Raw genomic sequence first — 12,332 nt, 5'->3', positions numbered from 1 at the left:
TTCACTTCTATTTATTCACTTACAGTTTCAAATGACAAAGTCCACACATCCAACATAGTCTTTTTATCATCATCAAGAGCCTGTTGATCTGTTTTTGCAAAAACGATGGCATTACGCCCGTAGGACTCTAGCATTTCCTTTGTTATCATACCAAGACGTTCTTTGTCGAGCTGACTATCATTAACAGGCTCAACAAGTCCTGCGGCAGCAAGTCGCCCTTTTATCCAGCGCCCCATCAACAGTTCGTCACCTACAGCACTAAATTGTTTATTTCCATCGCTTGTCGTATGAGCTTTAAACCAGTAGCCATCGTCTGTTACTACAAAGAAAGGGGAATTTTTTTCCGGATACCCTTCCATTCTTGTAATTTCTTTTGACACAGTCATTTGCACCTCATACCAATCACGAGACTTTTTCTTACTCCTTGGTGCGGCATAGCAAACATTTATATTCGATTTTGTATAGTGTTTGTTATCATCCATAAACCGCTCATCGAAAGAAGGAACTTTAATTGGCAATATAAAGGAAATATTGGTCTGGTGTTCAAAATATAATTTAACCCCTCTAGGTGAAAGCTGACTTACGCGGTCTACTCCATCAAGAGAAATATTCTGTTCTCGAATCAGATTAACATTTGGAATATCTGCAATATTGGCTGAACAACGGTCACTCTTCAATTTTTCAATATGAGAGACAAACTCTGAACACTCAACTGGATCTTCAGTTAATATTGACACCTCATACTGTCTCCGATTATTTGCATCTGTCTTTATCACACCCAAATTAGCAGAGCCGATAATTGTGGCAAAACACGCACCATCCTTAAAAAAGCTGTATATTTTTCCGTGGTATTTAAATGCTCTAACTAACCTAATTTCTCCTACGCCTTTTTCCATCCATTTCTGATTAAACTTTACGGCTGAGTGGTACATCTTTTCGGGCATTCCCTCAATAAAGTACATACCCATAGTTAATGAAACGTATGAAATATTATGCTTTTCCAAAATACTATCCAATTCTTCCAAGGACGAATTTGAAGCATACCCTGTAGCTATCTCAATTCTATCTGCTTTCTGAACTTGTTCAATAAAACAATCAAGTATTGTCTGCTTACCATCATCCAAAGAAAGTGGCAATATATCAGAATATAAAACTTTCATATCAGGACTCCTTAATCGTCAAATAATCTATTAGACTTTCGTTCCTTATTTACACTTGATTCCAACTTAGCAAAGTACATCTTTACATTAAACAATTCTCTTTTTAAAGGAAAATCATCGTCATTAATCTGTGAGAAAAAATGTTTATGTTTTTCATAATTTTTTCGCATTTTCGCTATTTCAAACTCGGTGACACTACCAACTTCCCTTGGATTGCCAAAGTATTCCCGATAACAATAAGGAATTTCATCTTCTTCTACAATTGTTGTCTCTTCAAGAACTTCATCAGGTATGCTTGAAGGATCAGGGTATCTATCAAACGCCTCAAGATTTAAAAATTTTTTATAAATTTCATAATGATAATGTACTTTTACACCGTCACCTAAAGAAGATGTTATTCCTAGCAAACCATCAAGCTCAGTAATACGACTCAAGTTATGTGCCGTCACCATTTTTTCGTAAATATATGATCGCGGTGAATTATACGAACTATCTGTAATTGCATCTGAAAAAACATACAGTGTGGGATATTGATCTTCGAGAAATCTCCAATATTCATTCTTTTCCCCTTCTTCATTCCAATTCTTAATAAATTGGCTTAGCATTGGATAGAAAATCATATGTTCTACTTTTGTCGGGATCATGTCATACAACATATCGAAGGTTCTGTCAGAATACGATCTTTGTTGTGCTTCGTCTAAATGCTCTCCAAACTGAGTAAGTCTGTTATCAAACCCGTAAGCAAAATGGTAAGCAGTGAAATACTCTTGAAAAGAACGATGAATAAAATAGTACTTCAATCCCTCCTTGTACATAAGACAAAGATTATCCGTCAAATCTTTTAGAATATTTCTTGGAGTGACGTCTTTCCCTTTTATTGATGAATCATTAATTACTTTTTCCATGTGCTGAAAAAATGAATGTTCATCAAATTCAAATATCTCCTTTACATATGTTCGAGCACAAAACTCTGAGTAATACTTTTCAAACTCTTCAGGAGTCAGTCCTGTATATAGAGGTCTTTTGTATGATCCCTTTGTAGCATCGTGCAATCTAGCCATCGTCTCATATGCTTTCGAGTAAAAGACGTGCATCTTAGCCGGAATCTCCCCAAACATAGAAAAGGTCATTAGCATTATGGTTAAAAGTAGAGGATTGCTGGCAAATTGATAGTGAGATGAGAACAATTGAGTCCTCAGAGCTTCTATAAAATTATTCTTTCCTTCATCATCCCAAAATTTAATCTTGTTAATTAAAGCTAATGCCTGATCTATCGTTAATGGTTGAATATCAAGCAGTAAAAACTTGACGTATGCGACAAAGTTATACACAGGTCTAGATGAAATAATTATTGTGTTTCCTTGAAATGATTTTATAAAAGCCTCTATATCAGCAAAGAAGTTATCTCGCATTGATTTCTGAATCTCATCCAGTCCATCAAGTAAAAGAACAGCTTTTTTCTTTTTCAAAACGCTAATGAGGGTATTTTTAGTAATATCCTCATCATATGTTTGAACCTCTGCTAAAAGAAAATCCAAAACATTTAAAGTGCTTTCTTTATAATCCTTCAGAGTAACAAGAATTGGTACAGCCCCATTTTCTTGGTACTCCTTGGCGCAAGTTAAAAATAGATGCGTTAGCATCATAGACTTTCCAATACCACCCGTCCCCTGAATGATAATGTATTTCGACTCTGCTTCTAACGTTTGTACAGTACAGTTACTTATAACAAGTTTACTGTTAGTTTCCAAAATTCCCCTATGTTTAGGTCGGTGATATTTTAGGTTATTACATACATAAAGATCATAAAATGGGCATGAGTCTTCAGGATTTAAAAGAGTCTTTTTGTCATTATAAAATGATGATGCTTCTCTCAAATATTTAGCAAATGGTAAATTTTTATGCACATCTTCAGCCTGCTCCTCTAAAAGCAAATGTTCATCTACCATGTATATTTGGGAACTTAAAATGCTAGATATATCTGGTAAAACCTGTCCAACCTGTTCAACAACTAATGGTACTCCACAGTTACTACCTAGCACATCAGCAATTGGAGCGATGTCCTCATCCGTAGTGTCAGACTCTTCATAAAGGATCTCTATCGACGATATGTTTTCCCCGATATCACCGCAGAATTTCCACTCAGTATTTTTACCGCTTTGTCTAAACCATTTTTCAAATGTTGCTCTACCTGACTCAGCATCAGGAGCATTCATTACAACATAATGAAGAACAGACAACAAAAACGATGGTAAAAACAACTCATTAATCTTTGCGAATTCACTCTTTTTTATAAATTGATTTTTTCTAATCTCAAATGTAGTTTCATCTTTAATGCTTATATCTTTTTGAATGGTATCTAACAAAGCCTTTACCAACCATCTACATTTATCACGATTCAAGTACAGATCAATGAATTCCTTTATTCTTGCGTAAAGAACAGGACTCTTAATTTTCATAGAAGAATCAAAAGCCAACACTACAGCACGCTCGGTGAATGGAACATAACATCCAGAACTACTCTTACAGGTTTTATATTGGGAGGCACATTTCGCTAAAGTTCCCCCCTTCGGATCCATTTTTTCTCCTGTCAATACATTTGATAATCCCGCAAACAGATCCTTGGCTGTTAAATTGTCTGTGCCTCCATTCTGTTTATCCCGAGCCTTCTTCCGAATTTTTCTAGCCTCGAGTATCAAGGCAAAGAAAGTGCCACCACACAGATGGGGGATAAATGTCTGACTCAAAATGAATTTCTCCCAAAATAGTAACTTACAGAAACCTTAGAAACTAACAGTAACTAAATACCTTCTTGCTCGGAACCTTATCTACATTAGGATGATTATTGTGTTCGAGAGACTACTCAGTGACGAATCAATGTTTCAAGCAGATTGGCGTCACCGTCTCATGACATTAGATTTGCGGTAGATATGATTTCAGAAGTGTTCTCATAAAAATTATTCATTTTATAGCATTTTTATATGTTTTTCTACCAGCGAAAACACGAAATGAACTTTTAAATAAGGCTCATTAAACGCCAGATCTGAGGTACCTGCAATCAAGTGCACAGGATAGCAGGGAGCATCGCAACTTCAGAGATGGAATGACATCAACTTAGGACGCCAGCGAACGCGATCTTGCTGGTCACCCTACGAAGCGGAGAAATCCGCATAGGTGACCAACTATGTACATAGCTACTGGCAGCCATGAGGGGCAACTCCGCTTCGGTTTTTTTAACCGCCAAGCAAGGAGTAAAAACCCATGGCAAAACAAGTAAAGGGTAATTGCGCCCAGAGTAAATCTAAAGGACAAAATGTTTATTATGTTCCAGTTGAAGTATTTAAAAACGAGAGAGAACGCTGGGAAAGAGGTTTTCCTAGCGAAGATTGCAGGTACGTATCTTTTGGACCAAGCAAGAAGGCTCTTGTCGGTTTTATCAAAACTCAAACAGAACCTAATGAAGCTGTTGTTAAGGAACTTCGGAGTTTCATTAACAAGCAACTTAACGAATGGCATCGGAACACTCGTTGCCAGGTTCCTAACAAACACGGTATTTTAATCAGATGTCCCGATTGTAACAAATGCTCAGCCTGTCCTTTTGGTGTAAAACCAGAAGCTAGGCAGTTAACCGTAGTCAACTATGGCGAGCCGGAAGAACTGACTGGTGGCATCTCTGAAATGGATGACACTGAAACTGGAATGGATCTTGAAGTCATCTATAAGGAGATTAACAGTAAAGACCCTAAAGCTGGCAGAGTCTTTGATCTGTGTGTCCGCCAAGGATACCTGTTAGAGGACATCGCAATGATGGAAGGCTTGACGGAGCGACAAATGCGCTACATCAAGAATAAGATTAAGCAATTCGGGGTAAGCATGACTACCGTATAAGTTATTCTTACGAAATATAATTTATAAAGGCGGTGCTACGGTTTGGAACTGCGGCACCGCTGTTTTATTAACTTGCTATATCTTCTACATAGAGCGTAAATGCTATCAGCAAAACAATAGAGGATTACGTGCTATGTTCTACATCGATTTCTCAGCCCCAGATGGCAAAACCTACCGTATTGACGTTTCCAAGAATCCTGTTATCTACAAGTGTCCCATCTGCGGAGAGACTTCAATTTACAAGTTTGATCCAACCAGTAAAGATTGTTGCATCCCCTGCTCAGAACAAAGGAAACGGGAGGCAAAGAAACGGGAAGATGAACTTATGGAAGATCGGCTTTATACTCAACTTGCAAAACTTCTCAGTCTTGAAGAAAACCGCATTGTTTCCAAAGATGAGGCTAAACGTCTGCTCGAATCTCCAAACGGAAAATAAAGATCAGGAATAAAGTCGGTGTTGCAATCAGGAACTGATGCTCTGCCTATTAGCTGATGTCTGAATTCCAAACAAACACCTCTGTTTATTTTGGGATAATAAAACCGTAGCCACAACCCTACTGCAATAATAAAACTGTAGCCACAACCTCTGTATCTCTAGCCTAAAGTGTGTTTTCAGATACAGCCTAAAACGCCCTTTTTCCCTCAACCTTTCAAAATCACAAAACTCGCCAAACCCTTGATTTTACGGGGTTTTCACCCATTCCGTTTTTCCCTTGACAGTAATACCACCGTCTCGACGTGTGCCGAGACCTTTTAATTGATGTCGAATTTACTGGCATATTGAGGGAACATGTTTAAACATACATCTTTTCAAGCGTCCCAACCTTTAAGTTTGTGGAAACACAACCAATTAAATCTCGTGTCTTCATCACCATAGTATCCCATAAAAGTTGCTATTTGTAGCGAAACCCTTTAACATCTGAAAAGAAAGCATTGTGAATCGCAGATATCCGACACATGATAACCATAAATTATACACATACGTTTATAAAGCACAAAGATGTCGGATATGAATTAGGAACAAAGGATTCATTATGTCAGAAAGTGAAGTTAAATTGTTAAACTCCCCTTATGGTGAAGTTTCTTATGAATCGTTTCGCAAGCTCAAAAGAGCTTTTGCCGATAAAAGCGCAATAATTAAGTCACTGGATGATAATGGAATGACCTTATATCCGGTTCTTCTGCGTCCGAGGCGTTTTGGCAAGAGTACCTTTATCCAAATGCTGAAATGCTTCTACGACATATCATATGCTGACAGATATGAAGAGTTGTTTGCAAAAACTGACATATATGATGAACATCTAGAAAGCCATAACTCCTATCATGTATTGAATTTTGACTTTTCCCGGGTTGGCACGCAAAGCAGTACCGTTATGTACAACAGTTTCTTTTCTGCGGTAGCTTTTGGCATAGATAATTTTAAGAGAAGATATCCTGATTTCATATTTAACTATGATAATTTGGACAAATCAGATTCTGTTACTCTGTTTAATAATTTCGTTTCTGCCTATGCCAGCTATTCCGATAAAGGCCGACTTTATGTGATGATTGATGAATATGATAATTTCGCCAACCAGATTCTGTCACGTGATTTTAATCTGTTCCAAACTATAACCAGTGACGGAAGTTTCCTCAAAGATTTTTATGCTGCAATAAAAGCCGCTGCAGCCGATGCCGGATGTATCGCCAAAACATTCATTACCGGCGTATCTTCTGTATCCCTTGATTCCCTGACCTCAGGATTTAATATTGCACTCAATGTCACTTCTGACGAATGTTTTAATGAATATGCGGGTTTAACTGAAACCGAACTTAAAAAGCTCATTCCTGAGCTGGTTGATATAAAAAGCATTGGTGTAACCGCTGATGAAGTAATTTCCAGAATGAAACCTGTTTACGATGGATACTGCTTCAGCCGACTGGCTAAAAGCACCTTGTATAACTCATCCATGTGCCTATATTATTTAAACAGGATGCAGAAGGAACAGGAATTTCTCGCCCCTGAAAAATATCTGGACCCGGCATCCGATCATGACGGATCAAAGTTACAGCAACTGTTTAACATTGCCGAAGATGGTTTGGCTGATAACATTATAGACACATACCTCAGTGGCGATTCGTTCTACCTCGAAAAACTTGCCGAAAACATCAATTTGAATAAATCAGAGAAGTATAGCGAAGTTCAGCTTTTATCCATGCTGTATTATCTCGGCTATCTCACCATTGATCCGGTACTGTCAAACTCAGACGGGCTAATGTTAAAAATTCCGAATCTCTTTATGTCGAAGCTGTTTGCACAATGCACGGTGGACTTACGATTAAAGCCTAATAGTATATTCAGAGAACAGAAACTAGATATATCAGCACTACTTAATGCCTCGGATGATCTTTCATCTTTTGCTTGTTCCTGTACAGAGTTTTTAAGCAGTATCTTCACCAATCAGGTTCTTTTACACATGAGTGAGATGGCTCTGAATCTAGTGCTCCACGCCAAGCTTAATTCCATGAGCGGAGTTGTGGTTGAGCTACAGAAATCGCTGAGAGTTATCGGCAAGGGAGAAAAGTATGCTGATCTGGTAATCACCATCAACAAGGGAAAGAAAAGTGAATGTACCTACCTCATCGAACTGAAGTACGCCGCTAAAAAAGACGCAACTGAAGCAAAGATTGAAAGTCTGAAAAATGAAGCAACCGAACAGGCACAAACCTACAAAACAGCCCTTGAGTTCAAGGGTAAACTGGTCAAAGCCTATGCCATGGTCTTTGCCGGTTCGGAATGCGTATATTGCGGGTAGCGATGAATACATGAACTGTTGCAAAATCTGCAACAGTTCAAAGCTCAATCAGCTCAAAAAAATGTTGAATTATTAATTTACTTTCGATTCAGTGCTCTCTAATTTGCTTTTCTGTTCATTGGTCAAAGGTTCATCTATAAACCTATAAATGCGATCAGCACATTTTTCAGTTGCTCTATTATCATCCAAAGCAATCCGAGTGTTTGACTTGACTATATTGTACAATAGTTGGCATTGAACAACAGTTTATCAGCTCAGAACATTTAATTTCTTAAAAGTCACTCTTCGCAATCATCTACTCCCAAATCTGCAGTGTTACAACAAAAGTCGGGTATTACTTTTCTAGGTTTAATTCCTTTTTTCCAATATGCATTTTATTCGACTTTTGATATTAAGGATTCAATATGATCGATTTCATCATCAGTTAAGTTGTACTTAGCATATAGCTGCTTTTCAATTTCCTCAATCGTTGTCTCCCAATCTATATCTGAATGATTTGTAAAATCTTGCATAGGAACAAAACGATACACGATTTGAGTTACATTCTGAGAATTCTTTACCTGTTGAACTATAAATCTAAGAAATCTTGTTTTTAGGTATTTTGCAAGATTCTCGGCCTCATCAACATTATCGAATTTTCCGATTGGAATGAGCGAATCTGTACATGCACTATTTGGTTTACCTACATATGGATATCCAATTACACGCGTATCGCTATTAGGATTGCCTGCAGATTTTGAAATGAAGACTTTGTAATTTTCAAAAATATCTCTGTTTTTAGTGACGCTTTCTGGCTTGATCCACCTAATAATGTTAGCTTTGCATCTAAGCGGAACACTACCTGCAAATGGCTCGGACTTGGATATGCTTTCAACTACAGCAGGCTTTCCAATTATTCCGAACGCATTTCTCCCTGTCGTTATTTCGGTTAAAGGGGTAAAGTCTACATTATGAACTTTCTTCAAGATCGGAATTGCTTTGATATCACTAATAACAATATCCATATCTCCAAAGAACAATGCTCGTTTAACACATGTAGTTTCACCATTATGAACTGAATAGAAATCTAAGTCTCCTGAATAGTCGTTCGCCGATAGATAATACTGGAGTCCTCCTTTGATTTCTACATTACTGAATATTTCACTTGCATCTGGGAAATAACATAATGACTGAATGTGATTATTTCCTTTGATGTAGTTCCTCAATTTAACGAATGATTTGTCCTGAGCATCCCCCGCAAACCATCTTGCTGGAGTAATTAATGAAACATATTTTTCGGTTATTTCTTCTGCAAGCATAATAAACTGTGGAAACAGTTGCTTGCTCAGTGATTGATTGTCTGTATCACTATTAATAGTTTCCTGATAAGGCGGATTTCCTACCACCGCATTGAAAATCACTTTTCTCACCTCCGTTGCATCACTCACATCATCCTTCAGATCGACATCAGCAAAAGTTTTGTTCTGCGAGAGCAGATTTTTTATTTTCTCAAAATCAAGCTTATCACTCTCTGAACCATCTTCTTTCACTTCCTTAATCTTTAATAAATCATAACTGTTAAATTGCACCGCTATGCCAGATAAGTCAAGCCCTAAAACCTCATAGACTTTCCGCGTAAACTCGTAGGCAATTGATGATGTAGGTATTGATAGTATCTTATCCTTTACTTTATCGAGAGGAATGCCTAAATTCTCGCAACGTTTCAAGATGGCAACGGCGAATTCTCCCATTTTACTGGACATATCTAAAATACGGTTATCATCACCATCTCTGAGTGCATAGAAGCAATTATCCGGAATAAGATTAATCATATCTATTGCCACGTTCTCCGGTGTGGTTATCTCGGAATCAGATATCCTGCCGAACTTTCTGATTGCAACTGCGGATCTCTGCATTGGCTCAACATCTTCATCGTGTGCAAGGGTATTAATGTTCTGAATCTTGTAGTCCAGCTGTCGTAGCATGAAGATATTCATGTGCCTATGCATAAGCTCAAGGATGTTCTTACTAATATTCAGATTGGATGCAATGCGTAAATTTTCCTTGATATCAAGACAACGAATAACATCGTCAAGAGATGTAACTTTATCCTTCGTTAGGAAAGAGAAGAACAAAATCCTTGAATAGTAAGTTCTAAACTTGTTCTCCAGTTTTTTGATATCATCTTTCGGTTCTATTTCAATCCCAGAAGAAGAATCACCGTCTGTTCCACTGTCGTTAGTACCATCAGAACCATCACCGTCATTTCCGTTATCGTCATCTTCCGAGTCCATGTCTGTGCCTTCGCCAAGATGTGCCTCAACGTATAAACCTTTTCGAGAACCTAGTTCCGCTTGACGTTCAATCTCTGCTTTTATGGCATCTAAATCAAGCAAAGACATATCAACCGGAATATCTCTCGTTTCATCAAGAACACCACGGTTACTAGAATATTCGCTGATTGCAGCAAGAATGTCTGTTGCCTTTACTTGTTCAATGCGATTATTATTAAGTGTGATAATCGGAGATATCCTTAATTCATCAACAAGGCGCTCTTTCAGATGCTCGTTTCCAGAGGCATCTGTGTTCGCATTGTATATCTGCGACTTCTGCTCCTGCATAACAAACATTCTATGCGGATCAAAATCCACAAGAAGTGTCTGTGGCTTCATATTGAATTTGATGACATCCCCGTTCTCCCCGATGTATTCACGGATATACTGATTTTGCAGGCGAAAAATTGCCTGATCGTATTCCTGCGGAGACGCAGTGTCCTTCAGAAAAATCATTGTGTCCCACTGTTCAACCGTAGACCCTGTAAGCATACGATTGACAGTGAGCGTAAGAGTTTTCTTACCCTCGATGGCACACTGTTTTATTTTTTCTTTGACAGCTTTAATATCACGATATTCATTCGGGCTATCCACACCGGAAATATTGATAATTGTATAGTTATTCAGATTTCTGAATTTAGATGCATTATCCTCAATCAACTGCTGCAAGGCATCACAGGAGGCGCAGTACGGCAAGACGCATACTATATGTTCACACATCTTTCCGTCTTTGATTTTATCGTAATCAAGGAAAGAGAGTACCCCCTCATCCTCTTTGCTACCATCAATGGCTTCAAAGAGTTCAAGAACTTCTGTTTCATACACAAATTTCTTATGAAGAGAATGTTCAATATCTTTTTTAACGGACTGCGGTTTCAATAACGCAGAAAACGCATATGTAGTACCACTATTTTTTAACTTTTCCAAAAGGGCAAGTGCAGATTTGCTTGGCACAAAAGCAAAACGAACCATTTGAGGAAACCCATAATACGGATTCTCCCACTCCTTAACATCGCTGGTATCATTCAAAAGGTATTCTTTGTCCCATTCTTCCTTATCTTTTACGATATCGGAGAACTGATAAAACGCAATGATGGCATCTTTGGAAAATTCACTCCCCATAAGAATGCGATATGGTGTTCCGGATAAATGAAGTGTGATTTTTACATTAAGAGATTTCAGTTGTTCTTCAGCAGCATCAGCCTCAACAAAATCATCTTCAGCATGTTTTTCCTTGACATCTTTTTCGTAGTTTACGCCACGCAAAATCTTTCCATAGCTTTCTGCTCTTGCACCATAGTGGGTTTCATCCACGATAAGCAGATCTATTTGACTACCAAATACCTCTTTGTGTTTATCCTTGATATTATCGCCTTGTAGATCTTGGAGCGTAAGAAATACTACTGCGCCTTTGCCTTCTGTAAGATTGGTCCTGATAATAGATTCATCTCTAACAAGATCATCGCTCGATATGAAAACATAGTCTTTATTGAAGTTTTCGGCACTCTGGACGTTTTTCTTCCATTCTTCACGTACATCCGCTTTAGCAGATACTACAAGCACCAGTTTATACCCCTTTGCTTTGGCGCAACAAAGGGAAGTAAATGACTTGCCAAAACGCATGACTGCATACATCAGCAAATTGGTATGCCCACTGTCTACGGCTCTGACAAAATTATCAATTGTTGCCTGCTGATTCGGACGAATATTCCACATTCCTGAAGATACATATGTGAAAACCTCCGGCAATTGGCTTGTCGCATCATAATACTTGTATTTTCCCGTGTTCTGCTCATAGTTTTCTTTTATATCCGAAATAGCTTCAGAGATCTGTTCAGGGCTTACATCTGCAAAAAATTCATTTGAATAGTATTCTCCCGGAAATTCACCACGTTCCAGTCTATGCTTTCCTAAATCTTGCTCAAAATACTGATGGACAGAATAATCTCTAAAAAAAATATCATCTCCGATAATTGCCAAATCTTCAAACTCTTTTCTAAGCTTCGGAAAATGCTGCATCCATTCACGTAAGCGCACAGCAACAGGTCGGTAGGTATCACCAACTTTTAAATAGTTAGGTATTGTGTTCGTAGTGAATGCGTATATATGTGGCTTGACCCGACCAACAATTAGTTCATCGAGAAGCTTTTTATTATCACAATTTATCATATAGCTCG

The 12,332-nt window shown here is 38.0% G+C and carries 6 protein-coding genes; 3 read left to right on the top strand and 3 right to left on the bottom strand.

Features of this window, described 5'->3' with window-relative positions:
- Nucleotides 1–11 precede the first annotated feature (11 nt).
- Both BMY80_RS06070 and BMY80_RS06065 read right to left on the bottom strand, forming a co-directional pair.
- Entirely contained in the window at nt 12–1,160 is a 1,149-nt protein-coding gene (locus BMY80_RS06070) for a restriction endonuclease PLD domain-containing protein (protein WP_093141912.1), read from the bottom strand.
- Nucleotides 1,161–1,171: 11 nt separating this feature from the next.
- On the bottom strand, nt 1,172–3,907 hold the full coding sequence (locus BMY80_RS06065) for an NACHT domain-containing protein (RefSeq protein WP_093141909.1): 2,736 nt from the start codon (nt 3,905–3,907) through the stop codon (nt 1,172–1,174).
- 514 nt (nt 3,908–4,421) lie between these two features.
- On the opposite strand from BMY80_RS06065, the gene BMY80_RS06060 reads away from it, so the two are divergent.
- The 3 genes from BMY80_RS06060 (at nt 4,422) to BMY80_RS06050 (ending at nt 7,843) form a co-directional block, all read left to right on the top strand.
- On the top strand, nt 4,422–5,048 hold the full coding sequence (locus tag BMY80_RS06060) for a hypothetical protein (RefSeq protein WP_093141907.1): 627 nt from the start codon (nt 4,422–4,424) through the stop codon (nt 5,046–5,048).
- 133 nt (nt 5,049–5,181) lie between these two features.
- Complete coding sequence (locus BMY80_RS06055; RefSeq protein ID WP_093141904.1) at nt 5,182–5,484, top strand: hypothetical protein; 303 nt, start codon at nt 5,182–5,184, stop codon at nt 5,482–5,484.
- Nucleotides 5,485–6,082: 598 nt separating this feature from the next.
- On the top strand, nt 6,083–7,843 hold the full coding sequence (locus BMY80_RS06050) for an AAA family ATPase (RefSeq protein ID WP_093141902.1): 1,761 nt from the start codon (nt 6,083–6,085) through the stop codon (nt 7,841–7,843).
- Between the two features lie 374 nt (nt 7,844–8,217).
- Here the strand turns inward: BMY80_RS06050 and BMY80_RS06045 are convergent, their stop codons facing one another.
- Entirely contained in the window at nt 8,218–12,324 is a 4,107-nt protein-coding gene (locus tag BMY80_RS06045) for an Eco57I restriction-modification methylase domain-containing protein (RefSeq protein ID WP_093141899.1), read from the bottom strand.
- Between the last annotated feature and the right edge of the window lie 8 nt (nt 12,325–12,332).

Source organism: Ruminobacter amylophilus, assembly GCF_900115655.1.
Lineage (GTDB): Bacteria > Pseudomonadota > Gammaproteobacteria > Enterobacterales > Succinivibrionaceae > Ruminobacter > Ruminobacter amylophilus.
The sequence above is the reverse complement of the archived record's forward strand: the minus strand, read 5'-3'. Positions and strand labels throughout refer to the sequence as shown.